Genomic DNA, 25,571 nt, shown 5'->3' with positions numbered 1-25,571 from the left:
CGATGGGCACCTCGACTTCGCTCGATGCGAACGGGGAAGGGGAGAGAACTGAGAGTGGGAGATGCATCAATGCGTCTCCGCAATGGCCTTCACGCCCTGAAGTTTGAGCGCGACGAAGGTCAGGGCAACGGTAAGGATGATGAGCAGGGTCGAGGCGGCGTTTACTTCGGGCGTTACCGAGAAGCGAACCATCGAATAAACCTTCACCGGGAAGGTGATCGTGTCGGGGCCGCTGGTGAAATAGGTAATGACGAAATCGTCGAGGCTGAGCGTGAAGGACAGCAGGGAGCCGGCAACCAGCGCGGGTTTGATGTGCGGGATCAGCACGTCGCGGAACACCGCCCACTCGCTTGCGCCGAGATCCTTGGCGGCCTCCTCCTGCTCGCGGTTGAAGGTCGCGAGGCGCGAGCGCACGACCATCGTCACGAAGGGGAAACAGAAGGTGATGTGGGCGATGGTGATCGCACCAAGATTGAACGGCCAGATCAGGTCGGTCGGCCAGTCGACCGCGGCGAAGAACATCAGGAAAGCGACGCCGAGGCAGATTTCGGGGACGATGATCGGCAGCGAGATCGTGCCGTCGATCGCACCCTTCAGTGGAAAGCGGAAGCGCCAGAGCATCACCGCCGCGAACGTGCCGATGACGAGGCTGGCCACTGTGGCGAGCGCCGCGATCGTCAGCGAGTTGAGCAGCGCTTCGACCAACTGATCATTGCCCATCGCCTTTTCATAATATTTGGTCGTAAAGCCGCGCCACACGACGTTGCGCTTGCTGTCGTTGAAGCTGAAGATGATCAGCACGACGAGCGGCGCGTACAGGAAGACCATCACCGCGCCGACCCAGAGCCGCATCCAGAGGGTGCGGCTATACTCGAGCGGCGCGCGCGGGGTGCGGGCGAAGAGGGCCATCAGCGGACCTCCGGTACTTTTTTGCGCATCGACTGGATCGCGATCAGCGCGAACATTGCGTATATGAGCAGGAAGGAGAGGGCGGCGCCGAAGGGCCAGTCATTGGCCTTCTTGAACTGACGCTCGATGACGTTGGCGATCATCTGGCTGTCGGTCCCGCCCATCAAATCGGGAGTCAGATAGGCACCCAATGCGGGGATCAAGGTGATCATCACCCCGGCAATGATCCCCGGTGCGGCGAGCGGCACGACGATCCGCATGATCGTGCGAAAATGCCCGGCGCCAAGGTCGAGGCTCGCCTCGATCAGGCTGCGGTCGAGCCGGTCGAGCGCGGCGTAGAGCGGCAGGACCATGAAGGGCAGGTGGACATAGACGAGCCCGAAGACGACCGCGAAATTGTTGAAGAGCAGCTGCACCGGCTCCCATGTTGGGAGCGGCTGCAGTCCGACGAGGGTCTTGATCCAGCTCGTCCCTTCCCACAAAGCGCCGAGCCCCTTGTTCGCAAAGCCCTGTGTGCCGAGCAGCATCATCAGTGCGTAGGTGCGGATGAGGAGGTTCGTCCAGAAGGGCAGCATGATACCGAGCAGTAGCCACGGCCGCCATTTCTCGCTGGCGAAAGTGATCGCCATGGCGACCGGGAAACCGATGATCAGGCAGATGAGGGTGACGAGCGCAGCGACCGCGAAACTCTTGCCGAAAATGGTCAGGTACAGCCACTCGGTCGCGCGCTTGTAATTGTCGAGCGTGCCCGAAAATTCGATTTCGGTCAGACCCTTATTCTCGCCAAAGCTGTAGAGCCAGACGATCGCCATGGGCACCAGGAAGAAGACGATGACCCAGAAGAGCGTGGGCAGCGACACCGCTGCAAAAACCCTCTTGTTCGTTTTCCAGTCCTGTTCGGCCACCCCCCGATGCCCCCTTCAGATTTCTAGGCTGCCCGGACCCTGGTGAAGGCTTCTTCGTAAAGCGGCTGCAACTCGGCATTGAAGCGCGCATATTCGCATTTTGCCAAAACGTCGGCGGGCGGGAAGATGACCGGGTTGTTCTTGTAGCTGTCGGGCATCAGTGCCTTCGCTGCCGCATTTGGCGTAGGATACAGGATCGTCTCCGTGATTTCCTTATCGACGTTGGCGTCGAGGATATAGTTGATGAAGGCGTGGGCGTTCTTCGGGTGCGGCGCGCCCTTGGGGATACACAGATTGTCCGAATTGAGCTGGCTGCCTTCCTTGGGCACGACAAAGTCGATGTCCTTGTCTTCGGTCATCGCCTGCGCGATATCGCCATTATATTCGAGCACGACGTCGACATCGCCCTTGAGCAACAGATCCTGCCCGTCATCCTCGTGGAATTTTTTCACATTGGGCTTTTGCTTGATCATCATCTTTTCGATCGTCGCAATGTCCGCGGGGGTCAGCGCGTTGACCGATTTGCCGAGATATTTGCCGTAAAGGCGGAACATGTCTCCGGCCTCCGACAGCCAGGCGATGCGGCCCGCATATTCGGGGCTGTCGAACAGGATTTTCCAGCTGTCGGGCGTCGCAGACACCTTCGACTTGCGATAGCCGATGCCGAGCGCGAGCCAAGTGTAGGGCATCGAAAATTTGCGCTGCAGGTCATATTCGACGTTGATGTACGCCGGATCGATATTTTTCTTGTTCGGGATCAGCGCGTGGTCGAGCGGGAGCAGCATGTCCGCCTTGCTCATCCGTTCGACAAAGTCATTCGACGGCACGATCACGTCGTAACCGGGATTGCCCGCCTTGAATTTCGCGAACAGCACATCGTTGCTGTCGAACAGGTCCATGGTGACGTCGACGCCCGTCGATTCCTTGAAATTGTCGAGCGTATTCTCGCCGATATAAGTGTCCCAGTTATAGAAGTTGAGCTTGGCTTCCTCGCCATTGGCGAGCTTCTTGCCGCCCTCCTTGCTGCACGCCGCGAGCCCGCCGAAGCTGATCCCGATTGCTGCGACCCCCATCGCTTGCAGCAGCGAACGGCGCCCCCGGGTTTGCTTGATCAGTTCAATCGGATCCATATGCAGCCTCCCTGTTTGTGACGCCAAGCTGACTCATTAAAGTCGGCTTGGAAAGAGGTTATTTTGCGCTGCACCAAGAATCTTTGAAACTTTGTTCCAAGCATCGTCAGGCGTTGCGCAGATACCAATCATAATCGAGCGTGGGGACGACGCCAAAATAACGGTCCTGTTCGACGCGCTTCACGATGCTGAACATATCGACGAAGCGCTCGCCAAGGTAATCGCGCATCAGCTTGGAGCCATGAAAGCGATCGACCGCGGCGAACCAGTTCGACGGCGGCTTGTCGTCGCCGCTGTTGTCGCGGTCATAGCCGTTGCCGACCACCGCGGCGCCCGGATCGACCTTGTTCGTCATGCCATGATGCATACCAGCAAGGACCGCGGCGACCGCGAGATAGGGGTTGGCGTCGGCGCCGCACGCGCGATGTTCGACATGGCGGCTCGGCGGCGGGCCGGCGGGAATGCGGAAGGATACGGTGCGGTTGTTGACGCCCCAGGTCGGCGCGACAGGGGCATAGCTGTTCGCCTTGAAGCGGCGATAGCTGTTCGCATGTGGTGCGAAGAGCGCGAACCCGTCGCCGACGGTTCCGATCATGCCGCCGATCGCGTGGCGGAGCGCGGGCGTGCCTTCGGGATCGTCGCTCGCGAAGATGTTGGTGTCGCTGCCGTCATTGACCGAGACATGGATGTGCATGCCGCTACCCGCTTGATCGGCGAAGGGTTTGGCCATGAAAGTCGCCTCGAGCCCCTGCTGCTGCGCGATCGCCTTGACGAGGCGCTTGTACATGATTGCATCGTCGCAGGCACGGAGTGCGTCGGGTTTGTGGCGAAGGGTGAGTTCGAACTGGCCGGGAGCGAATTCGGAAATCGCGCTTTCGAGCGGCAGGTCCTGTACGTCGGTCGCGGCGTAGAGGGCATCGAAGAAGGGGCGGAAATCGTCGAGTTCGCGCAGGCCATAGACTTCGACATTGCGCGACGTGTCACGGCTGTAGTCGGGGCGGGCAGGGCGCACGCGGCCATCGCGGGCGCGGCGCGGATCGACGAGGTAAAATTCGAGCTCGACCGCGAGCACCGGGGTCAGTCCGTCGGCGGTGAAGCGGTCGATCACGCCGCCAAGCACATGCCGCGGGTCGAGGTCGTGCGGGGTGCCGTCGAGCTCGTAGAAATCGACGAGAAACTGCGCGGCAGTCTCGCCGCCCCACGGGGTGCGAACGAGCGTGCCGGGGATCGGTTTCATCGAGCGGTCGGCGTCGCCATCCTCCCAGACGAGACCGGTTTCGACCGTGTCCTGCCCGGTGATGTCGACGACGGTGATCGAACCCGGGAACATGCGGCCGCTTTCGTAAACCGCCATCACCTCATGCTGCCGCAGCCGCTTGCCGCGCGGGACGCCGCCGAAGTCGGTGTAGATCATCTCGATCGAATCGACGTCTGGGTTGGCTTTGAAAAAGGCTTCGGCCTCCGAACGCGGCGCGATCACGCCCGATGACTTCGACATCGCCCCTCTACTCCTTCAATGCCCGCACGCAGTCGGCAAAGGCGCCGACCAGCCGGTCGATCTGATCATCGCCGGTGACCGGGCTCACCAACATCATATTGTGAAACGGCGCCAGCAAAATCCCGCGGTTCGCGAGGAACAGATGGATCGCGGCTTCGAGTTCGGGATGCATCGCCGCCTTTGCCTCGCCGCCGCTCAGGGGCGGGGTAGGGCAGGTGAGAAATTCGACGCGGGCGCCGACCTGCGTGACATGCCAGTCAAGGTTGGCGGTGGCGATTTCCTGTTCGAGCCCGGTGACGAGGCGTGCGGAGCCGCGCAGCATCAGATCATAGGCGGCGGGCGTGATGACCTCGATGAGCATCGCGTCCATTGCGGTGATCGCGAGCGCGTTGGCCGACAGCGTCGTCCCGATGCCGCTGTGACCCGGGGGACGCGACGTGTAGAGATCGGCCATGCGTTCGGCAACGTCGGCGCTAAAACCATAGATCGCGCAAGGTACGCCGCCACCGATCGACTTGCCGACGACCATCAGGTCGGGCGCGAGGCCGTGTGTGACGCCGTGCCCGCCATAGCCCGACGAAATCGTGTGCGTCTCGTCGAAGACGAGCAGGGTGCCAGTCTCGGTGCAGAGCCTCCGCAGCGTCTGGAGGAAGCCAGGCGCATCGCGGACCATACCGACATTGGTCATCACCGGCTCGGCGAGTACGCAGGCGATATCGCCGCCACGCAGGGCGTTTGCGAGTGCGGCTTCGTCGTTGAACTCGATCACCGCGGTGGTGCCGCGCAGGTCGTGGACCTGGCCCACCAGGCTGGCGCGCATCGTCGGTACGCCGCCCTTCAGATCGACGAAAGCGTCGTCGACCGCGCCGTGATAGGCGCCGTTGAAGGTGAGAATTTTGTTGCGCCCGCTGATCCCGCGACACCAGCGGACCACCGCGCGATTGGCTTCGCTGGCGGTCGTCGTGACCTGCCATTGCGGTAAGGCGAACATTGCCGCGAGACGCTGCGACAGCTCGGCACCGCGTTCGGTCGGGAGCATGTAGCTCAGGCCTTCGCTGGCCTGCTTGGCCAGCGCCGCGGCGAGGGCGGGCGGCGAATGGCCGAACAGGCTCGCGGTGTCCCCGAGGCAGAAGTCATCGTAGGTCTGGCCATCGATACTGGCCAGCGTTGCGTCCTTCGCCGATGCCGCCACGATCGGAACCGGGCTGGGCCAGTCGCGCATCCAGTGGAACGGGACCGACTGGAACCAGCCTTTCGCGGCCGCGTGATGTGCAAAAGCGCGTGGATTAACGTAGCGGAAGCGGTCGGCTTCGCGCTCGGCGACGCGGGTGATAGCGGCGGCCGAGATCACCCGAGCTTGTCCTTCATCGCATAATAGAGCAGCCCGAGCGTCGCGAGCGGCTGGCGGAGCCATTTGCCGCCGGGAAATGGTTTGGACGGCAGGTTTGCGAGGACATCGAAGCGTTCGGCGGTTCCCGCCATCGCTTCGGCGATCAGTTCGCCCGCGAGTGTCGTGACCAACGCGCCGTGGCCCGAGAAGCCATGCGCGTAAAAGACATTCCCGCGCCGTCCGATATGCGGCAGCCGGTTCAACGTCACCGCGACCGCGCCGCCCCATCCAAAATCGATCTTCGCATCGGCGATCTGTGGGAAAACCTGCGCCATGAAAGGCCGCACGAACGCCGCAATGTCGCGCGGCGGGGTCTGCGAATAGCGCTCGCCCCCGCCAAAGATAAGGCGTTTGTCGGCCGAGAGGCGGAAATAGTTGAGCACGAACCGGCTGTCGGCAACCGCGGCGTCGCTGGGCAGTAGCGCATCGGCATTCACGAGCGGTGCGGTCGCGATATTATAGTTCATGATCGGCACGGTGTAGCGGCCGAGGTCGGGTTCGACCTGACCGATCCAGCTGTCAGTCGCGTCGATGACATAGCGCGCGGCGATATGCGCGCGGTCGGTCATTATACCGAGGCCCTTGGGCGCGTCGGTGATTTCGTAGGCGCGTTCGGCTTCCCAGATGCAGACGCCAGCGGCTTCGGCAGCACTCGCTAGGCCGATCGCATAGTTCAGCGGGTGGAAATGCCCGCCCTGCGGATCGTGGATGCCGCCGTGGTAGAGCGGGCTTGCGATATGCGCGCCCATGTCGCTCTTTGCGACGACGTCGCTCTGATAAGCGAAACGCGTCGCCAGAAACTCGGCCTCGCGTTTCATCGCGTCGAAGTCCTTGGGCGTCCATGCCGCCTCGAGGTGACCGGTCTTGAGGTCGCAATCGATGCCATGCTTTTCGATGCGGGTTCTCACCGGGTTCGCGCGCCAGCACAGGTCGAACAGCGCATCCGCGCGGCCGCGGCCGAATTCCGTCTCCAGTTCGGAGGCCGACCAGCGCAGACCGGGGATGAGCTGTCCGCCGTTGCGGCCCGACGCGCCGAATCCGATATGTTCGCGTTCGATCAGAATCACCGAAAAGCCGCGCTCGGCGCAGGCCAGCGCCGCAGATAATCCCGTGAAACCGCCACCGATCACAGCAACGTCGAACGACAGATCGTCGCCCATTTCATACGAGGACCGCCACGGATGCGCAGTCGCGGCATAATAGCTGTTGGCAAGCGGGTCGGTCATGGCCGTGCTGCGGGTCAGACCCGCATCAACAGATGTTCGCGTTCCCAGCTCGATACGACCGATTGGTAGTTGAACAGCTCATAATCCTTCACGGCAAAGAAGATTTCGAAGAAATCGTCGCCGAGCAGGTTTCGAACCTTCTTGCACGAGCTGAAACGATCAAGCGCGGCTTCCAATGTGCGCGGCAGGGTACGCGCGCGGTTGTACGCGCTGCCGGTGATCGGCTTGGCAGGCACCATGCGGTCGACCATCCCGATATAGCCGCAGATCAGCGAGGCGGCGATGGCGAGATAGGGGTTGCTGTCAGCGCCGGGCAGGCGGTTTTCGACGCGGCGGTTATTCTTGTCGGAAATCGGTACGCGAAAGCCGCACGAGCGATTGTCTTCGCCCCACTGGACGTTGATCGGCGCGGCGCTGTCGGGACGCATGCGGCGGAAGCTGTTGACGTTGGGCGCCCACAAGGGCGAGATTTGCGGCATGTAGCGGACGAGGCCGGCGATATAGCTGCGGAACATCGCGCTATCGCGCCCGTTTGCGGTCGAAAACAGGTTCTTGCCCGTCGCCGCATCGACGACCGACTGGTGGATATGCATCGCGCTGCCCGGTTGGCCCGCCATCGGGTTCGCCATGAAGGTCGCATAGACACTGTGCTGTTTGGCGACATTGCGCACGACGCGCTTGAACAGGAACACTTCGTCGGCGAGGCGCAGCGGATCGCCATGCTCGAAGTTCACTTCGAGCTGCGCGGCGCCCATTTCATGGATCATCGTGTCGATATCGAGCCCCATCAGCTCGCAATCGTCATAGATATGATCGATGATATCCTCATATTCGTTCATCGCCTCCAGCCCATAGGGCTGGCTCGCGGTTTCGCTGCGCCCCGACTGGCCGACGGGCGGGGTCAGCGGGAAATCGGGGTCGGCATTCTGCGACACGAGATAGAACTCGACCTCGGGCGCGATAATCGGTTTCCAGCCTTTTTCGGCGTAGAGGTTCAACACCTTTTTCAGGATCGTGCGCGGCGCAATGTCGACCTCGCTGCCGTCGCCATTATAGGCGTCGGCGATCACGAAGGCGGTCGGCGAGGTGAAGCCGGGCGCAACGCAGATCGTGTCGGGATCGGCGATCAAAATCTTGTCGGGATCCTTGTCCCAGATGTCGTCGATATCCTCGGGATAATGACCGTCGATCGTGCAGATGAACACGCTGCCGGGAATGCGCAGCGACTTGTCCTTCACCGAGGAGAGGAACTTCTTGGCCGGCAGGACCTTGCCGCGCTGAACCCCGTTTATGTCGGGGACGATACATTCGACTTCGTCGATTTTATGGTCGCTGATCCATTGTTCCAGATTGACTGACATGAGCCCCCGATTGGGCCGAGGAGCCGGCCCGTTTGTGCACAGACAGCCTATCCTGAGTCGGAGCGAAGCGCCAGAGGGGCCGTTATCGGCCATTTTCGACATTGCCAGCATCGCGGGGCGCGGCCACTATGCACGCGTTCGACTGGCTGGGAGAGTGGGCCGTGAAGGGTGAGAATGATCCGCTGGCGTCCTTCTGGATGCCCTTTACCGCCAATCGCGCGTTCAAGGCGAACCCGCGCCAGCTCGTCTCGGCAAGCGGCATGCATTACCAGTCCGGCGACGGGCGGCAGATTCTCGACGGCACATCGGGGCTGTGGTGCAGCAATGCGGGCCATTGCCGTCCCGAAATCACCGAAGCGATCGCGAAGGCGGCCGCAACGCTCGATTTCGCGCCGACGTTTCAGTTGGGGCACCCACTGCCGTTCGAGCTGGCGCAGCGGATCGCGGCGCTGATGCCCGAGGGTCTCGACCGGATATTTTTTACCAACAGCGGGTCCGAGTCGGTTGATACGGCGCTCAAAATCGCGCTGAACATCCAGCGCGCCAAAGGTCAGGGGACGCGCACGCGGTTGATCGGGCGCGAGCGCGGTTATCATGGCACCGGCTTTGGTGGGATCAGCGTCGGCGGGCTCGTCAACAACCGGCGCGCTTTCGGTGGCGGGCTGCCGGGTGTCGATCATATCCGCCACACGCACGACATCGAACGCAACGCCTTCACGCGCGGTTTTCCGCAGCATGGCGCCGAGCTAGCCGACGACCTGCAGCGCCTGGTCGACCTGCACGGCGCCGACACGATCGCGGCGGTGATCGTCGAGCCGATGGCGGGGTCGACCGGCGTACTCATACCGCCGACCGGCTATCTCCAACGGCTGCGCGAGATCTGCGACAGGCACGGTATCATCCTGATATTCGATGAGGTCATCACCGCGTTCGGCCGCGTCGGCGGCGCGACGGCGGCGGGGCAATGGGGCGTGACCCCCGACATTATCACCATGGCAAAGGGGCTGACCAACGCGGCGGTGCCGATGGGCGCGGTCGCGGTCAAGCGCGAACTCCATGATGCGGTGATCGACAGCGTGCCGGGCGGCATCGAGCTGTTCCACGGCTACACCTATTCAGGGCATCCGCTCGCGAGCGCCGCGGGCCTGGCGACGCTCGATCTTTATGCCCGCGACGGGCTGTTCGACCGCGCCACGGAACTTGGCACCTATTGGGAGGATGCGGCGCACAGCCTGAAAGGTGCGCGCCATGTCATCGACATCCGCACCATCGGTCTTGTCGCCGGCATAGAACTCGAACCGCGCCCAGGAGCACCGACCGCGCGCGCGATGGAACTGTTCCATGCCTGTTTCGACAATGGCCTGCTCGTGCGCGCGACGGGCGACATCATTGCGCTGTCGCCGCCGCTGATCGTCGAGAAGGCGCAGATCGATGAGATGTTCGGGAAGGTTGGGGAATTGCTGGGCCGTATCGACTGAAGGGAAATCCCGTCAGTCGGCGTTCGCTTCAGCGTTGGCTTCGGCCTTGGCGGCTGCAGCCGCGACCTGCCTTGCACGCGTCGCTTCGGTCTGGATCAGGCGCTCGGCCATGGTCCGCCAAGCCTGTTCGGCGCGCAGATTGCGGTCGCGAACCTGCGACAGCGCGCTTTCCGCCGCGTCGGTCGCGCATTTGTCCGCCTGGATCAGGTAGAAATCGCTGGTGTTCGACATGGCGGAAAATCCTTGGTTTGGTTTGGTTGAAGGTCGGTTTGCTGAAGAGTTAGTCGACCATTTGGGCGATCAGGCGGCGCAGTTCGCGTCGCGTCAAGGTCGGCGATCGCCGGGCTGTCTTTTCGGCCGGCGCATCGATTGCGGCAAAGGGCCGAAGGAGGGAAGGAAAAGCATTCAAATTAAAGTTCATAATATCCTGTAATCATTGTTTTGTTCTGGTTGGGTATTCAGCGTCGATTGCCCTTTTTAGGGCCGCCACCGGCCGGACCGGCGCCGCGATCACGATAAACGATGCGGCCTTTGGTCAGGTCGTACGGCGTCATTTCGACGCGGACGGCATCGCCGACAACCGACCGGATACGAAAACGTCGCATCCGGCCGGCCGTGTAAGCGATGATCCGATGATCATTTTCCAGCACGACGCCAAAGCGCCCGTCGGGAAGAATCTCATCGATCTGGCCGTCGAGGGTCAGTAGTTCCTCTTTGGCCAAAAGATCAGGCCGGCTGGACGTTGACAGCGGCGGTCTTGCCGCGCTGGTCGGTTTCCAAGTCATAGGAAACGCGCTGATCCTTGTTCAGCGTCGTCATCCCGGCGCGTTCGAGGGCGGTGATATGGACGAAATTATCGCCCGAACCATCTTCGTTCGCGATGAAGCCATAACCTTTTTCGGTGTTGAAGAATTTTACGGTGCCGGTGGGCATGGGGTCGTTCCTTTCACGGAATCGGAGTTACCACCGGCAACGTGCCGATGGCGCCAGGTAGCGTGAGGATGGAAGTGTCCGCCAAACAGGCAAAAAAATCCGTCGTAGGCGACGATAGCTTGCCGAAGATGGGCCTTGAACCATGAAAAGTCAAGGATAGGCCGGGATTCGCGCGTTGGACCGCGCCTGTTTAGCCCTTCGCGGCAAGCGGGAACGTAACCGAAACGCGCGTACCTTTGCCGACTTCGCTATCGATATCGAGCTGCCCTTGGTGGCGCTCGCTGATATGTTTGACGATCGCGAGGCCAAGCCCCGTGCCCCCGACCGACCGGCTGCGCGCTTCATCGACGCGATAGAATCGCTCGGTCAGGCGGGGCAGGTGATCGGGCGCAATGCCATCACCCTCATCAGTTACGGACAGCCGCACGCGGCTGCCTTCGCGCGCCAGTTCGACCGTCACCGGGGTGCCGGCATGGCCATATTTCATCGCGTTCGAGATGATGTTGTGTGCGAGTTGAGCCAACTGCGCCTCGTCGCCGAGCATCGGTTGCGGGTTGTCGCCTAGCTTCGCGACGACGTCCTTCGCGCGCGGATGCTCGCTATCGCGCAACTGCGCGATCGTCGTCTGGACGATGGCGGCAAGGTCGATCGGAGTGGTGGGGCGGCGAAAGCGGTCGGCCTCGACGCGCGAGATCGACAGAAGATCGATCACCAATTGTTGCATCCGCCGCGCCTCGCGTTCGATGATCGACAGAAAGCGATGGCGCGTCGGCCCATCGGTCTCGCCGTTCATGTCCTGCAGCGTTTCGACATAGCCGAGGATCGCGGCGAGCGGCGTGCGCAGTTCGTGGCTTGCATTGGCGACGAAGTCCGACCGCATCCGGTCCGCGGCGTCGATCGCCGAGCGGTCGGACAGGAAGATGATCTGTTCGCGGCCCGACAATGCGGCGATGCGCATCGTCCAGCGCTGGCCGGGGCGAGGAAAATCAATCAGGTTGATCGTGTCGAGTTGGGCATTCTCGCCAATTTGCGACAGCCAGTCGGTCGCGGCTGGATGACGGATCGCCGTGCGGACATCGGCGCCGACAATATGCCGGCCGAGCAGCCGGATGGCTGCGTCGTTGGCGATGGTGACAATATTGTCGGCGGCGCCGATCAAGGGCTCCTTTTCCTGATCGACCCAATGGGCAAAATCGGGGTGCCGGAGCAAGGAGACCGGCGGGGCGGCCACAGGCGCGGGCCCGGTGCTCTTCGCGTCGGACAAGGCGGGAAGGGCGCTGTAGACCACCGCCGCGGCAAGGAAGCCGGCGATCACCATGATCGCGATCGACAAGGGATCGCCCCCTGCCAGCGTGGCAAAAATTGCCGCGATGGCGACCAGCGTCAAAGCGATGACCAGGCTGGAAAGGCGATCGAACATCGTCGCTGCGCCTCGCACGAAGCGATGATGGTGCGCAAGGATGTTTACGGTAATTAACACTCGATCGGCGAATGTCTCAAAGCGGGAACGGCAAAAGGAAGGCCTGTCTTTTGCTTTTCCTTGGCGCTTCATTCGGTTATGCGCGCGACATGGAAAATAGCGACATTCCCGCCGGAAACGCCGTGGAGACGGAAGAAACGATCCCTTCGCGCCGCCGGATGCTGGCGTTGGGTGCCGTCGGCGTGTCTGCCGCGCTCACGATCCGACCCGCGTTCGCGCAAACCGCCGTGTCGGTGATGAATTGCCAGATTCCGATTCCGGGGGCGACGGGGGCGGGCAAATATATCGATACCGCGGGCAAGCTGGTTCCGCCCGGCACGAAGGGCGCGTTTCCAGGCTCGCCGCGGCCCTTCACGGGCGAGGAAGTGAAGCGGGCGTTCCGCGGACAGACGCTGCCCGGCACGACCTACAACCAGTCTCAGGCCTATCTTCAATATATCCGGCGCTTGCAGGCAGGGCAGAGCGGCTTTACCTGTTTCGCATCGATCACGACGCCGCGCTGATTTTCGTTCCTTTGAGGCGATGTCGGTTCAGCCGCATCGTCAGCCAAAGGAGTTTTCGTGAAACTAGCTTCGCTCAAACAGGGCCGCGACGGACGCCTGGTCGTCGTCTCGGACGACCTCGCCTGGTATGCCGACGCCGGCCAGATCGCCCCGACGATGCAGGCGGCGCTCGACAATTGGGCCTATGCCGCCCCGCGCCTCGCGGCGCTGGCCGAGGATCTCAACCATGACGCGATTCCGAAGGACCGCTTTCACGAACATGATGCCGCGTCGCCATTGCCGCGCGCCTATCAGTGGGCCGACGGCAGCGCCTATGTGAACCATGTCGCGCTGGTGCGGCAGGCGCGCGGCGCCGAGATGCCCGACAGTTTCTGGCACGATCCGTTGATGTACCAGGGCGGCAGCGATGCCTTCCTGGCCCCGCGCGACCCGATCCCGCTCGGCGATCCAGCCTGGGGCTGCGATATGGAGGCCGAAGTGGTCGTCGTGACGGGCGACGTGCCGAAGGGGATCGATGCGGTCGCGGCGCGCGAGACGATCCTGCTCGTCGGGCTGACCAACGATGTATCGCTGCGCGGCCTGATCCCGGCGGAACTCGCCAAAGGCTTCGGCTTTTTCCAGTCGAAACCGTCGAGCGCGATGTCGCCCGTGTTTGTCACGCCCGACGCGCTCGGTGATCGCTGGAAAGACGGGAAGCTGCACGGCACATTGTCGGTCGACCTCAACGGCGAGCCGCTCGGGCGCGCCGACGCGGGCGTCGACATGACGTTCGATTTCGGCGCGCTGATCGCGCATGCGGCAAAAACGCGCGATCTGGGTGCCGGGACGATCATCGGGTCGGGAACGGTGTCGAACCGCGACGCCGACGGCGGCCCCGGAAAGCCGATCGCGGCGGGCGGGCTCGGTTATTGCTGCCTTGCCGAAGTGCGAACGGTCGAAACGATCCAGCAGGGCGAGCCCAAGACGCCGTTCATGCAAAAGGGCGATACCGTTCGCATCTGGATGGACGACGAGCGCCACCACAGCATTTTCGGCGCGATCGAACAGCGCGTCGGCTGACAAAAAAGAGAGGGCGGAATTGCTTCCGCCCTCTTTCATTTTTGCGTCGGCGGTGCCGGCTATTTGGCGCCGAGGCTGCCGCCGGACATCGCGTCGCTCAACGAACAGGCCGCCGGGCCGAGAATGACGATGAACAGCACCGGCAGAATGAACAGGATCAACGGCACCGTCATGATCGCGGGCAGACGCGCGGCCTTTTCCTCGGCGCGCATCATGCGTTCGTTGCGGAATTCTGCCGATAGCACGCGCAGCGCGCTGGCGAGCGGGGTACCGTATCTTTCGGTCTGGATCATGGTCGTGACCACGCCCTTCACCGATTCCAGATTCACGCGATAGGAGAAGTTCTCGAACGCCTGACGACGCTCGGTCAAAAAGCCCAGTTCGATCGACGTCAGCGCGAATTCTTCGCCAAGTTCGGGATAGGCGCGGCCCAGTTCCTTCGACACGCGCGAAAAGGCGGAGTCGACGGTCAAACCGGCTTCGGCGCAGATGACGAGCAGGTCGAGCGCGTCGGGCAGGCCTTTGCGGATCTTGTCGGTGCGCTTTTGGCGCATATTGTCGACAAAGAGGTCGGGTGCCTTGTAACCGAGCACCAAGGCGATCATCGAATAAAGCGCCCGTTTTGTGGTGGTGAGATCGGGCCACATATCGACCCAATAGATCAGGAAGAGGGCGGTGCCGCCGAACAGGATCGGCAGGACCATGCGACCGAAAATGACCGCCACGGCCAAATCCTTCGACCGGATACCCGCTTGTGCCAGCTTTTGCTGGACCTCCTTGACCTGGCCTTCTTGCAGCACCTGGAGCCGGCCAAGAAAGGTCCGCATTTTGTCGGCGGTGTGGTTCTTGCGGACCAGCCGCGCGCGGCGTTTGGCCGTCGAGGCCGTGATGCCCGCCTTCAATTGCTCGCGGCGTTCGTTCAGCGCCTTTACGCGCTTGGCCATCGGATTGCGAACGGTCAGCGCGCTGTAGATGGCGAGCAGCACGGCGAACACGCCCACTGCCGCCAGCAGGGTGCCGACCCATATGACGTCGATACCGAGTATCTTCGGACCGCTTTGCGCGCCGGTGAAGGCGGAGAGAAGGAGGCTGCTGTTCACTATGTCTGCCCCTTCAGATTTCGAAGTTGACCATTTTGGCCATGATGCCGGCGCCGATGCTCATCCACACGAGCCCGCCCAGTCCCGCAATGATGAGCCGTTCTTCATGGAAGAAGCCCGCAAGATAGCTGGGGTTCACCGACCATACGACGCCGAACACAAAAAAGGGCAAGGAACCGACGATATAGGCCGATGCTTTCGCTTCGGACGACATCGCGCGAATCTTGAGCTTCATCTGGGCGCGCTTGCGCAGCACGTCCGACAGATTGGCCAGCGTTTCCGCCAGGTTGCCGCCCGTCTCACGCTGAATCTGGATCGTGATGCAGAAGAACTGGAATTCGGGCGTGCCGAGCATGTTCGCCGATTCCTGCAGCGCGGCTTCCATTGTGTTGCCGATACGGATGCGTTCGATGATGCCCTTGAATTCCTCGCCGACGGGACCTGGGAGTTCCTGGCTCACGATCTGAAAGGTTTCGGTGACCGGCAAGCCCGATTTCAGGCCGCGCACCAGCAGGTCGATCGCGTCGGGGAAGCGGGCGTTGAACTGCGTCACACGCCTTTTGATCAGCACGCTGACGACGAGATATGGCAGGCCAAGCCCAATGAACAACCCGATCAGTCCGGCCATCAGGAACGGTGCGCGCACGATCAGCATGCCGCCAGTCGCGACGACGAACAGCATCATCGAAGCGAACATATATTGCGTAAGCGTCCAGTTTTTCCCGGTCCGCCGGATGCGCAGTTCCAGCTCGTCCCGGCGCGGCATCAGGGCGACCAGCGACGAGTCGCTCTTGCGCCCCCCCGACTGGATCGTCTTTCGCATCTGCGCCGCGACCACCGCTTCGGTCGAGGCCGCGTGGCGGTCCTTGACCATCGCCAACCGGCGTGTCTTCGCCTTGCTGGCCGAAGGCCCGCCAAGCAGGATCACGAGGATCGCGAAGGCCAGGAAAGCCCCGGCGACGATAAGGATGACTGGCAGATTCATGTCAGCTGATGTCCGCTTCTATCGCTGGAGGGTGACGGCCCGTCAGACGGGCCGTCATGCCGCCTGTTTCACGCCCTTTTTGGTCAGGCCCAGCTTGCCGAGCAGCGAGCTGCCCGATTTGCTCTTTGCTGCGGCGATCTGCGCTTCCTCGGCTTCGACGTCGGCGCCGTCGAGGATCAGGCGCATCAGATTGCTCCACACCAGCGCCGATTTCGTGCCCTTGCAGGTTTCGGCGTAGGATTTGCCGAGCTTTGCAGACTGGGTGACCAGTTTCGGGTCGAACGGAATGACGATGTCGATCTGGCGTTCGATCGACGATTCAAATTCCTTGCGCGACAATTCGCCGACTGCCGTCTGATATTTGTTCGCGACGAGCAGGACGCGTGCGCCGGGGACATTCTGTTTGAACCAGGACAGGAGGCGGATCGTGTCGCGCGCCGCGGCGAGCGTGACATCGCTGACGAGCAGGATCGTGCCCGCTTCGGAAACCAGGTGCGGGAAGGGGATCAGGACTTGCCGCGGGATGTCGACGATCGTCATCTCGAAGGCGGAGCGCAGTTCCTCTTCCAGCTGGAAAAAGGCCGAACCGTCGGTCATCACCGGCTGATGGATCGGCGCTTCTGCCGACAGCAGGCTGAGTTTGTCCGACGCACGCACCATGGCGCGTTCGATAAACAGACCGTCGATGCGGCTGGGGTTGTCGATCGCGTCGATCAGGCCGCGTCCCGGTTCGAGGTCGAGCGTCAACGCACCCGTACCGAAATGGACGTCGAGATCGAGCAGCGCGGTCTGGCGCCCCGCTTGGTCGCTGATCGCCCAGGCGAGCGATGTCGCGACCAGCGACGCCCCGACACCGCCGCGCACGCCGACGACGCCCATCATGTGGTGGGGCTTGTCGTCGTGCATATCGGCATGTTTAGGTGCCGACAGCATGGCCTGCGCCATGGTGAGCGATTCGCGGACCTGTTCGAGCGACAGCGGTTTCAGCAGATAGTCCTGGATGCCGCTCGACAGAAGGTCGCGGTAGAGGCGAACGTCGTTCACCTGGCCGGCGGCAATCACGACCGTACCGGGTTCGCAAACTTCGGCGAGCGCGTTGATGTCGTTGATCGGGTCGCCCGATTCCGACATGTCGACGAACAGGATATTCGGGCTGGCGGAAACCGACAGCGATTGCACCGCATTGCGCAGGCCACCCTTGTTACATTTTTCGATCGGCCAGCCCATGTCGTTGGCCGCGGCGCGGATCAGCTCCAGCGTATCGTCGTCGCAGACGAAGGCATTGAAGGGGTCACGCAGTCCTGACGATTTGAAAGGAGCGTTCATTAGTTGCCTCCGCTGGTGGGTGCTTTGGTCAATTCGCCGGCACCGGTCTGGGGTTTCGTACGATAGGTCTGGATCGCCCGTGTCGCTGCCGTCGGGTCACTGCGGGTGTTGCTGGCGCCCTTGATCAGATCGTTCGGATCGGCGATCATCGCGGCAAGGTTGCCGTTCGTCGCGCAGCCATAGTTCGCCGACGTCGCATTGGTCGGATTGAGCGTGAACTTGCTCTCCCAGTTGGGACAGCCCGGAACCGAGGCCGAAGCGCGTGTCACGACGACGCGCATATGCCCTTCAGGTACGGCGCCCGTCGTCACCGGCACATCGGTGCTGAGCAGCAATCCCCGGCGTTCGACCATCGAACGGACGGTCGCCTGCGCCGAGCTGGCGCCATAAACCGACGTGTCCTCGATCGCGACGCGATCCCCGTATCGGACGCCCATTGCGTCGAGCCAGCCTTGCAGACGGCCCTGTTCGCTGGGCGGGAGTTCGCCGTTCGTTGCTGCCACATCGAATTGATAGATGGCGTTGCGCACGACGGGCTGGTGCACCGATTCGAGGCTGTGGTTGCTGTACGCGGCGCCGGTACAGCCGGCGAGCGACGTGGCCAGGGCCAGGACCGTCCAAGTTGCGATTTTCTTCATCACTTTGCTCCTGAAATCCAGCGCGTCACTTGATGCTGAAGCCGGGCGACGCGTCGCCGCTGCTCCGCGGGCGGTCGGCGTCGCCGACATTGGTGTCGAGCCGCGGTTTGGGGCGGTCGCCGCCGGTTACGCCATTGCTCGTCTGGTTGAGCAACAAACGCTGCAAATCGTTCGCGTCCTGATAGCCGTCGGTCGGGAGCTTGATCTCGTTCGCCGACACCGGCTGAACCAGATAGGGGGTCACGACAATGACCAGTTCGGTTTCGCCGCGACGGAAGCTGTCCGATTTGAACAACATACCGAGCACGGGCACGTCGCCGAGACCCGGGATCTTGTCGATCGCGCCGATCGAACGATTGTTCATCAGGCCGGCGATCATGAAGCTTTCGCCCGAACCGAGTTCGACGGTCGTTTCGGCGCGGCGGACCGTCAGCGCGGGAACCTGGAAGCCCTGCAGTTCGATCGCGCCTTCGGTCGACAGTTCCGATACTTCGGGCCGAACGCGCAGGCTGATCCGGCCATTCGACAGGACTGTCGGCGTATAGGAGAGGCTGACGCCATATTTGCGGTACTCGATCGTCGTCCCGGCGAAGTTGCCCGGGATCGGGACCGGGAATTCACCGCCCGCCAGGAAGTCGGCGGTCTCACCCGAAATGGCGGTCAGGTTGGGCTGGGCCAGCGTAGCGACCATGCCCGACCGTTCGCCCACGTCGAGCGAGGCGATCAGGTCCAGACCAAACAGGCGGCCCGCACCGGCGAGGGTGTTCGTTCCCGGAATCGTATTGAAAGTATAAGAAGTGCTGCCGTCCGGATTGGTGGTAATCGTCCCCGCCTGGCGACCGCGGAATATCCCGCTCAGGAAGCCGCCCGTGCGATCCTGCGTCAGCAGGTTGCCGCTGATTTCCTTGACCAGCGAACGGTTCACTTCGGCAATGCGGACCTGCAGATTGACCTGCAGCGGCGTCGCCGTGCGCAGCCGCGACAAGACCTTCGTCTGCTCGCCGACGAACGCCTGCACCAGCCGTTCGGCTTCGGCCGCATCGTCGGGCGACTGGACCGTCCCGGTAAGCAGCACAAAGCCGTTCATCGGGTTGGCCGAAATGCTCGCTTCGGGCATCGCCAGCGACAGCATCTGGTCGATCGTCTCGATATTGTTGCCGACGCGGGCGACGGTCGAAAAGACCACCCGGCCGCTGGCATCGGTGGCGTAGATGCTGGTTTCACCCGGCTTTTTGCCAAAGATATAGAGCTGGCGGTTCGACCGCACCTGGACGTCGGCGACGGCGTCGTCGGCAACGAAGACGTCGGACATCGAGCTGGGAAGGCTGATCAGGCGGCCGCGGCCCACCGAAAGCTCGATGCTGCTGCTGGCGTTCTGAACGGCCTGGGCAACAGCGGGCTGCGTAGGCGCCGCGATCAGCGTGGCCGCCACGAGGCCGATGGCCAGGGTGCGGGCCAAGGCCGCCGCCTTGAATTTGGCTGTGCTGTTCATCTTACTTACCCCCAACCGGAACTTCGGTCATCTTGTCGCCGCGGGTCACGCGCACGATCGGACCGGAGACGGAGCCTCCCCCCACAGACGGCGTGGAGCCGCCGCCACCCATCGAACTTTGCGCTGCCCGCGGCGGGGCCGACACGCGGCCGCGCACCGGGATCCAGAAGCGCGACACGTCGCCGCCCGTGGTCACCGAAGAGCGGCTGGCGACAGGACGCGCAGCGACTTCGGCCAGCATCCGCTTTTCTGCCGCGGAGCCGCCCTTGGCCGGAACATTGACGTCGCCCGATGCGATCGCCGCATCAAGTTCGCCAGCGCTTTCGGCCAGCGGACGCAGGGCGAGCGACAACTTGCCCATGTCCTGCGCGACAGCGATCTTCTCGGCGATTTCCGGCGTGGTTTCGAGCGTCACCGAGCCGAAGGTGCGAACCGGGGTCTTGCCGGTTTCATCCTCGGCATCATAGCGCTGGTCGGTCGCCAAAATGCGGACGTTGCGGATAATCGTTTCAGCCGTGACGATCTGTTTGTCGGGAAAGCTGCTGCCTTCTTCGACCGAAATGGTCTGGGTCAGCACCACATCGACGCGGTCGCCCGGAAAGACGAAACCGGCGACGCCCTGTTCCTGCGACACCTTGACCGTGATGGCACGCATGCCCGGGCCAAGCGCCGCAGCGAGGAAGCCGCGATCGTCGGGATGGACCAGCGCGCCTTGCGTCAACGGCTGGCCTGCGGTGATCGGATAGCGCACGACGGTGCCGACCAACGTGTTCACGTCGGTTTTGTCCTTCAGGAAATAGGCCTTCTCGACCAGTTCCTTCGGCCAGGGCTGAAAGCGGAAGCTGTCCGGACCGATAATCGTGCCGACGGGCAGCTGCCGCGTTGCCACAAGGATCGTCGGACCGGTGATATCCGGTGCCGCGGCGGCGCGTGCTTGCGGAGCGGCAGCGCCGCGCATCATCTGGTTGACCCCGAACGCTGCGGCGATGGCAATCACCAGCGCGCCGACGATCAGCATAATCTTTCGCGTATCCATGACGATTTGTCGCCCTCCTGCACCCACCAGAGACGGTCGTGCTTTTCCCTCAGGTCATCCGATAACCTGAAACTGGTTAAGATATTGTTGGTGAAGCGCCCAAAGGCCCGCTGCGGCGATGGCAACGCCATAGGGAACCTCGACCGGTTTGTCCGACGGACGCAATTTCATATGGATAAGCATCACGGCCGACAGGATGCCGCCGGCAATGGCCATGACCGTGAGCATGGGTAGAAACAGCGGTACGGGGATCCAGAGCATCACCGCACCAATCATTTTGACATCGCCGCCGCCCATCCCGCCGACTGCGAACAGCCCGGCAAAGATCAGGAAGACGCCGAACGCGGCGCCGAACTGGACCGGAACGTCGGGCCAGAGCGCGAGGCCCGTCGCGATCCAGAAAGGAATAGCGAGCAGCGCGATCGCGGCGTTGAGCTCGTTGGAAATGGTGCGCGACCTCAGGTCGCTGATTGCCGCGGCAATCATCATCAGGCCGAGAACGGCCATCAAGCCAAGCGAGATCATGCTGCCTTCCATCGGTTTTCTTCTACGCAACATGGCTTACTAAAGCGTAACCATGCTGCGCCGAACGCCCGGCTTGCATTCCGTGGGCCAACCGATATGCGGCGGTGCATGACCGCCGCGCCGCCTTCTGCCACCGACGTGCTGATTGTCGGCGCGGGGATCGCCGGGGCAAGCCTGGCGGCTGCCCTCGCGCCGTGGCGTCGCGTCATGCTGATCGAGGGCGAGGATGCACCGGGTTATCACGCGACCGGTCGATCGGCCGCCTTCTGGCACGAAAGCTATGGCGGGGTAGGGGTTCAGCCCCTGACACGCGCATCGCTGGAGACGTTGAACAGCCCGTCCCCCGGATTTTCCGATCACGGCTTCTTGTCGCCGCGCGGCGCATTGACGCTGGGGCAACGATCCGAGGCGGCGGCGGTCGACGCCTTTACCGCCGAATTTGCGGCGCGGGGCGTCGATATCGACCGGATGTCGGGCGCGCCGGTCGCCGATATGGTTCCGGGCCTTCGGGATGAATGGCGGGAGGCCGCCTATGAAGCGGCGTGCCGCGACATTGACGTCGGCGGCTTGCATGCGGCCTATCTTCGCGCCGCAAAACGCGAAGGTGCGACACTGATCACGCGTGCGCCGTTGCGGCGGGCGCGGCGCGTCGGCGAGGGTTGGGATGTCGAACTGAGCGACGGACGGGTCCGCGCCGCATTGATCGTCAACGCCGCCGGAGCATGGGCGGACGAGGTCGCGGGCGCATGTGGGATCAAGCCGGTCGGCATCCAGCCGTATCGCCGCACGGTGATGCAAGTCCGGCTGGGCGTTCCGGTTCCCGCGGACCTGCCGTTGGTCGTCCACGTCGGCGGCGAATTTTACTTCAAAGGGCAGAGCGAGGGGCGCATCTGGCTGACGCCGCATGACGAGACCCCGGCCGTGCCGCATGACGCGGCGCCGGAGGAAATGGATGTCGCGCTTGCGATCGACCGCTTACAGTCGGTCGTCGACTGGCCGGTCGTGGCGGTCGAGCGCAAATGGGCGGGACTGCGCAGCTTCGCCCCCGACCGCATGCCGGTTTTTGGCGCCGACCCGCACGAGCCCGCCTTCATCTGGTGCGCGGGGCAGGGTGGTTTCGGGATTCAGACTGCGCCAGCGATCGCCAGACTGCTCGCGGCGCAACTCGGCGCGCCCGAACCCGCGGGGATGATGGGGCGCGTCGATGCGGCGCTATACGCGCCCGCGCGCTTCGCCTGACGCAAATGCGCGCGTTCAGCGCGCCCGAGCGATTTCCAGTGCGGCATCGCTGGCCAGTTGGTCGGCGAGTTCATTGTCGCCGTGGCCTGCATGGCCCTTGACCCAGATCCACTCGACCCTGTGCCGCGCGTTTTCCTTGACCAGGCGCTGCCACAGGTCGGCGTTCGCGACCGGCTTTTTCGCCGCGGTTTTCCAACCGTTCTTTTGCCAGCCGAAAACCCACTTGGTGATCCCGTCGCGAACATAGACGCTGTCGGTCGACAGTTCGACGTTGCAACTGCGCTTAAGCGCGGCGAGCGCCTCGATCGCGGCCATTAATTCCATGCGGTTGTTCGTCGTGTCGGGTTCGCCGCCCGACAGTTTCTTTACAACGTCGCCCCAGCGTAGCACGGCACCCCAGCCGCCGGGGCCGGGATTGCCCTTGCACGCGCCGTCGGTGGCGACGATCACGGTCTTACCGGTGCTTTCGCTCATCGGGCGGCGAACAGACTGGCCGCGTCGGCGGCGCTATAGCGTTGCAGGCGGGCAAGAAAGGGCGACGGGTCCTTGCGCGTGACGAGCGCGTCGGCGGGGGTATGCACCCAGTCGTGGGCGCGGGTGAGCAGGAAGCGCAGTGATGCGCCGCGCGCGAGCAGCGGCAGTGCGGCGACTTCGGCGTCCGACAGCGTGATTTCGCGCGCATATCCGCGCATCAAAGCCCCGGCGCGTGCGGGATCGCAATGCTTGCCGTCGGCTGAAAAGGCCCAGGATGCGTGCGTAATCACGAGGTCATAGGCGCGGAAATCGCTCGCGGCGAAATAGAAGTCGATGAGGCCGGTGACCCGGTCGCCGAGCATCAGGACATTGTCGGGGAAGAGGTCGGCGTGGATGACATGCGCGGGCAAATCGGTGGGCCAATGCGTGTCGAGATACGCCAGTTCGTCGTCGACGATCGATTGAAGCCCCGGCAACACCACGTCGAGGTCGCCGGTCGCCTCCGCAACGCCGCGCCAGTGATCATGACCCATGCTGTTCGCGCGCGCACCCGCATAGGCTTCGAGCGCACGGTGCATGGTACCCAGCGCGGCGCCGGCGGCTTCGCATTGAGCGGGTGTCGGCTGGGTCAGCGAGATGCCGGGCAGGAACTGGATCACGCACGCCGCGCGGCCCGAAATCTGCTGGATCGCGACGCCCGACCGATCGCGGATCATCGCCGGGACCGGGCAGCTCTGGCTGGCGAGATGGTTCAGCAGATCGACAAAGAAGGGCAGGTCGCCTTCGCTGACACGTTTTTCGTAGAGCGTCAGAATGAAGCGACCGCCGGTCGTTTCCAGCAGGAAGTTGCTGTTCTCGACGCCCTCGGCAATCCCCTTGCACGACACAACGGTCCCAATGTCGTACTTGGCGACAAGGGCGGCAAGATCGTCGGGTTCGACGTGGGTATAGACGGCCATCAGGCGGGTTCGAGCCCGCGCGGCAGTTTGAAGATCATATTCTCTTCGGCGGTGACGACCACGTCCTCGGTGATGGGGCGGACCGAGGCGACGGCGTCGATCACTTCGCGGACCAGCGTCTCGGGCGCGCTGGCACCCGCGGTGATGCCCAGCGTGCCGATGTTTGTCAGCCAGGCTGGATCGATGTCGGTGCCGCGCTGAACGAGATGCGCGGGGGTGCCCAGCCGCTCGGCGACTTCGACAAGGCGCAGGCTGTTCGAACTGTTCGGCGCGCCGATCACGATCATGCGATCGCACTGCCCGGCAATCGCCTTCACTGCATCCTGACGGTTCGACGTCGCGTAACAAATATCCTCGCCGCGCGGGCCGGTGATCGCGGGAAAGCGGTGCTGGAGCGCGGCGATGATATCGCGTGTATCATCGACCGACAGCGTCGTCTGCGTCAGGTAGGACAGCATTTCGGGATCGGCGGGCGCCATGGCCGACACATCGTCGACCGATTCGACCAATGTCATCGCGCCTTCGGGAAGCTGACCCAGCGTCCCGACGACTTCGGGGTGGCCGGCGTGGCCAACGAAGATGATATGCCGCCCCGCATCATATACGCGCTCGGCCTGGCGGTGCACTTTCGACACCAGCGGGCACGTCGCGTCGATATAGTCGAGCCCACGCATTTCGGCCTTCGCCGGCACCGCTTTGGGCACGCCATGCGCGCTGAATACCACGGGCACACCGTCGGGAACCTGATCGAGCGATTCGACGAAAATCGCGCCCTTTGCCTTCAGGGAGTCGACGACATAGCGGTTGTGGACAATTTCATGCCGGACATAGACTGGCGCGCCATATTTCAGCAGCGCCAGTTCGACGATGCGGATCGCACGATCGACGCCGGCGCAGAACCCGCGCGGCGCCGCGATCAAAACCTTGAGTTCTGCCGCTTCGCTGCTGCCAGGGTGCGTCATCGGATGGGGAGCATTCATGATGCGCGCGCTCTAGCGCAGCAAGCCATATGGGGTAAAGCCGCTTCATCTTTCGTTCTCTTTGTTGCGCCGCGTTCATCGCACCGATAAGAAGCGGCGCGCATGACGCGGGATCAACCGTCCCGACGCCTGTCATCGTACCTGTTTGGAAAGCCCGATTATCATGATGCCCATTTCGTTTCCGTCGCGTAAGTTCCTGACCGTGCTGTGCGGCACGGCAGCCATGGCGACGGTTGCGGGCTGCGCAAAGGACAATGAAATCGACATCGCCGGCGGCGTCGGCATCACCGCGACGCGCAGCACCTGTCCCGCGGTGGCGGTGCCGCTGCACACCGGCGACGTCACGCTGTTCGACCCCGCGACGAGCCGCGACGCGCGCGCCGTCGACGTGGTCGCGGCGATCACCAATGTGGTGCCGGTTTGTAATGACGCCGCCGAGAAGGTCTATCAGCTTGCCAGCTTCGACGTCGTCGCGACCCGCCGCGATGCGGGCCCCGCGCGCACCGTGACCTTGCCCTATTACGCCACCGTCTTGCAGGGCGGGACCGCGGTCGTTGCAAAACGGCTTGGCAATGTCGCCGTGACTTTTGCCGAAGGCCAGGTACGCGGCACGGGCCGGGCGCAGGCGTCGGCCTATGTCGACCGCGCCGCCGCGACGTTGCCCGCTGACATTCAGGAACGCATCACGCGCAAGCGCAAGGCGGGCGACCAGGACGCGGCGGTCGATCCGCTCAGCCTTCCCGAAGTGCGCGCCGCGGTGCAGCGCTCCAGCTTCGAACTGCTCATCGGCTTCCAACTGACGCAGGACCAGCTCGAATATAACGTCCGACGATAAGCCCGCGGCGGCGCTTCTGCGCCGCTCGCCTCGTTTCGCCCCGCGCACCGATCGGTGACGCGGGGCTTTTCGCGCCCGCCCAGCTAAGATAGGGCGCGCAAGACTTTTCT

The 25,571-nt window shown here is 63.1% G+C and carries 27 protein-coding genes; 6 read left to right on the top strand and 21 right to left on the bottom strand.

Features of this window, described 5'->3' with window-relative positions:
* Positions 1–66: 66 nt before the first annotated feature.
* The 7 genes from SKP52_RS09395 to SKP52_RS09365 form a co-directional block, all read right to left on the bottom strand.
* Positions 67–909 carry an ABC transporter permease gene (locus SKP52_RS09395; protein ID WP_039574284.1) on the bottom strand — a complete coding sequence of 281 codons (843 nt, stop codon included), beginning with the start codon at positions 907–909 and terminating at the stop codon, positions 67–69.
* Positions 909–1,814: an ABC transporter permease gene (locus SKP52_RS09390; RefSeq protein WP_039574282.1), complete on the bottom strand. Its 906-nt coding sequence runs from the start codon at positions 1,812–1,814 to the stop codon at positions 909–911. Before SKP52_RS09390 ends, SKP52_RS09395 begins: the two co-directional genes overlap by 1 nt.
* 23 nt (positions 1,815–1,837) lie before the next feature.
* The gene (locus SKP52_RS09385; RefSeq protein WP_052208027.1) at positions 1,838–2,944 is read right to left on the bottom strand and encodes an ABC transporter substrate-binding protein; all 1,107 of its coding nucleotides are present in this window, start codon (positions 2,942–2,944) and stop codon (positions 1,838–1,840) included.
* Between the two features lie 106 nt (positions 2,945–3,050).
* Positions 3,051–4,442 carry a glutamine synthetase family protein gene (locus SKP52_RS09380; RefSeq protein ID WP_039574280.1) on the bottom strand — a complete coding sequence of 464 codons (1,392 nt, stop codon included), beginning with the start codon at positions 4,440–4,442 and terminating at the stop codon, positions 3,051–3,053.
* Positions 4,443–4,449: 7 nt separating this feature from the next.
* Positions 4,450–5,793: an aspartate aminotransferase family protein gene (locus SKP52_RS09375; protein WP_148309067.1), complete on the bottom strand. Its 1,344-nt coding sequence runs from the start codon at positions 5,791–5,793 to the stop codon at positions 4,450–4,452.
* Complete coding sequence (locus SKP52_RS09370) at positions 5,790–7,058, bottom strand: NAD(P)/FAD-dependent oxidoreductase (protein WP_039574278.1); 1,269 nt, start codon at positions 7,056–7,058, stop codon at positions 5,790–5,792. Before SKP52_RS09370 ends, SKP52_RS09375 begins: the two co-directional genes overlap by 4 nt.
* Before the next feature lie 14 nt (positions 7,059–7,072).
* Positions 7,073–8,419: a glutamine synthetase family protein gene (locus SKP52_RS09365; protein ID WP_039574277.1), complete on the bottom strand. Its 1,347-nt coding sequence runs from the start codon at positions 8,417–8,419 to the stop codon at positions 7,073–7,075.
* Between the two features lie 128 nt (positions 8,420–8,547).
* Between SKP52_RS09365 and SKP52_RS09360 the strand changes: the two genes are divergently transcribed.
* On the top strand, positions 8,548–9,897 hold the full coding sequence (locus tag SKP52_RS09360; protein ID WP_052208025.1) for an aspartate aminotransferase family protein: 1,350 nt from the start codon (positions 8,548–8,550) through the stop codon (positions 9,895–9,897).
* A gap of 12 nt (positions 9,898–9,909) precedes the next feature.
* On the opposite strand, the gene SKP52_RS09355 is transcribed toward SKP52_RS09360, so the two are convergent.
* Positions 9,910–10,128 (bottom strand): hypothetical protein, encoded by a 219-nt coding sequence (locus SKP52_RS09355; protein WP_039574275.1) that lies wholly within the window; start codon positions 10,126–10,128, stop codon positions 9,910–9,912.
* On the opposite strand from SKP52_RS09355, the gene SKP52_RS26040 reads away from it, so the two are divergent.
* Positions 10,118–10,330: a hypothetical protein gene (locus SKP52_RS26040; protein ID WP_148309066.1), complete on the top strand. Its 213-nt coding sequence runs from the start codon at positions 10,118–10,120 to the stop codon at positions 10,328–10,330. The genes SKP52_RS09355 and SKP52_RS26040 overlap by 11 nt on opposite strands.
* 25 nt (positions 10,331–10,355) lie before the next feature.
* Here the strand turns inward: SKP52_RS26040 and infA are convergent, their stop codons facing one another.
* From infA to SKP52_RS09340, 3 genes are all read right to left on the bottom strand, one after another.
* Positions 10,356–10,619: a translation initiation factor IF-1 gene (infA, locus tag SKP52_RS09350; protein WP_039574271.1), complete on the bottom strand. Its 264-nt coding sequence runs from the start codon at positions 10,617–10,619 to the stop codon at positions 10,356–10,358.
* A 4-nt stretch (positions 10,620–10,623) separates the two neighbouring features.
* Positions 10,624–10,830: a cold-shock protein gene (locus SKP52_RS09345; protein ID WP_039574267.1), complete on the bottom strand. Its 207-nt coding sequence runs from the start codon at positions 10,828–10,830 to the stop codon at positions 10,624–10,626.
* Between the two features lie 190 nt (positions 10,831–11,020).
* Entirely contained in the window at positions 11,021–12,250 is a 1,230-nt protein-coding gene (locus tag SKP52_RS09340) for a sensor histidine kinase (protein WP_039574264.1), read from the bottom strand.
* A gap of 149 nt (positions 12,251–12,399) precedes the next feature.
* Here SKP52_RS09340 and SKP52_RS09335 point away from each other — a divergent pair, with 149 nt between their 5' ends.
* Positions 12,400–12,813: a hypothetical protein gene (locus SKP52_RS09335; protein ID WP_039580465.1), complete on the top strand. Its 414-nt coding sequence runs from the start codon at positions 12,400–12,402 to the stop codon at positions 12,811–12,813.
* A gap of 57 nt (positions 12,814–12,870) precedes the next feature.
* On the top strand, positions 12,871–13,872 hold the full coding sequence (locus SKP52_RS09330) for a fumarylacetoacetate hydrolase family protein (protein ID WP_039574261.1): 1,002 nt from the start codon (positions 12,871–12,873) through the stop codon (positions 13,870–13,872).
* Between the two features lie 59 nt (positions 13,873–13,931).
* Here SKP52_RS09330 and SKP52_RS09325 read toward each other — a convergent pair whose 3' ends face one another.
* From SKP52_RS09325 to SKP52_RS09295, 7 genes are read right to left on the bottom strand one after another with little or no spacing between them, the layout of a single operon-like run.
* A complete protein-coding gene (locus SKP52_RS09325; RefSeq protein WP_052208022.1) occupies positions 13,932–14,972 on the bottom strand; it encodes a type II secretion system F family protein in 1,041 nt (346 codons plus the stop codon).
* Between the two features lie 13 nt (positions 14,973–14,985).
* Complete coding sequence (locus SKP52_RS09320; protein ID WP_039574258.1) at positions 14,986–15,957, bottom strand: type II secretion system F family protein; 972 nt, start codon at positions 15,955–15,957, stop codon at positions 14,986–14,988.
* A gap of 54 nt (positions 15,958–16,011) precedes the next feature.
* Positions 16,012–17,283 (bottom strand): pilus assembly protein CpaE, encoded by a 1,272-nt coding sequence (locus tag SKP52_RS09315; RefSeq protein WP_039574256.1) that lies wholly within the window; start codon positions 17,281–17,283, stop codon positions 16,012–16,014.
* Positions 17,283–17,921 (bottom strand): CpaD family pilus assembly protein, encoded by a 639-nt coding sequence (locus SKP52_RS09310; RefSeq protein WP_039574252.1) that lies wholly within the window; start codon positions 17,919–17,921, stop codon positions 17,283–17,285. The genes SKP52_RS09315 and SKP52_RS09310 overlap by 1 nt, the downstream gene beginning before the upstream one ends.
* A gap of 25 nt (positions 17,922–17,946) precedes the next feature.
* Entirely contained in the window at positions 17,947–19,413 is a 1,467-nt protein-coding gene (locus SKP52_RS09305; protein ID WP_039574249.1) for a type II and III secretion system protein family protein, read from the bottom strand.
* Position 19,414: 1 nt separating this feature from the next.
* Positions 19,415–20,449, bottom strand: coding sequence for a Flp pilus assembly protein CpaB (cpaB, locus tag SKP52_RS09300; RefSeq protein ID WP_039574247.1), 1,035 nt, complete (start codon positions 20,447–20,449; stop codon positions 19,415–19,417).
* 54 nt (positions 20,450–20,503) lie between these two features.
* Positions 20,504–20,986 (bottom strand): A24 family peptidase, encoded by a 483-nt coding sequence (locus SKP52_RS09295; protein ID WP_039574244.1) that lies wholly within the window; start codon positions 20,984–20,986, stop codon positions 20,504–20,506.
* Between the two features lie 96 nt (positions 20,987–21,082).
* Between SKP52_RS09295 and SKP52_RS09290 the strand changes: the two genes are divergently transcribed.
* On the top strand, positions 21,083–22,213 hold the full coding sequence (locus SKP52_RS09290; protein ID WP_039574242.1) for an NAD(P)/FAD-dependent oxidoreductase: 1,131 nt from the start codon (positions 21,083–21,085) through the stop codon (positions 22,211–22,213).
* Between the two features lie 15 nt (positions 22,214–22,228).
* Here the strand turns inward: SKP52_RS09290 and rnhA are convergent, their stop codons facing one another.
* From rnhA to ispH, 3 genes are read right to left on the bottom strand one after another with little or no spacing between them, the layout of a single operon-like run.
* Positions 22,229–22,687 carry a ribonuclease HI gene (rnhA, locus tag SKP52_RS09285; RefSeq protein WP_039574240.1) on the bottom strand — a complete coding sequence of 153 codons (459 nt, stop codon included), beginning with the start codon at positions 22,685–22,687 and terminating at the stop codon, positions 22,229–22,231.
* The gene (gene thrB, locus SKP52_RS09280; protein WP_039574237.1) at positions 22,684–23,646 is read right to left on the bottom strand and encodes a homoserine kinase; all 963 of its coding nucleotides are present in this window, start codon (positions 23,644–23,646) and stop codon (positions 22,684–22,686) included. Before thrB ends, rnhA begins: the two co-directional genes overlap by 4 nt.
* The gene (ispH, locus tag SKP52_RS09275; RefSeq protein ID WP_228383879.1) at positions 23,646–24,626 is read right to left on the bottom strand and encodes a 4-hydroxy-3-methylbut-2-enyl diphosphate reductase; all 981 of its coding nucleotides are present in this window, start codon (positions 24,624–24,626) and stop codon (positions 23,646–23,648) included. The genes thrB and ispH overlap by 1 nt, the downstream gene beginning before the upstream one ends.
* A gap of 163 nt (positions 24,627–24,789) precedes the next feature.
* Here ispH and SKP52_RS09270 point away from each other — a divergent pair, with 163 nt between their 5' ends.
* Positions 24,790–25,461, top strand: coding sequence for a hypothetical protein (locus SKP52_RS09270; RefSeq protein WP_039580454.1), 672 nt, complete (start codon positions 24,790–24,792; stop codon positions 25,459–25,461).
* Positions 25,462–25,571: the final 110 nt, after the last annotated feature.

It is taken from the genome of Sphingopyxis fribergensis, assembly GCF_000803645.1.
Lineage (GTDB): Bacteria > Pseudomonadota > Alphaproteobacteria > Sphingomonadales > Sphingomonadaceae > Sphingopyxis > Sphingopyxis fribergensis.
This window is presented reverse-complemented; position numbering and strand designations above follow the sequence as displayed.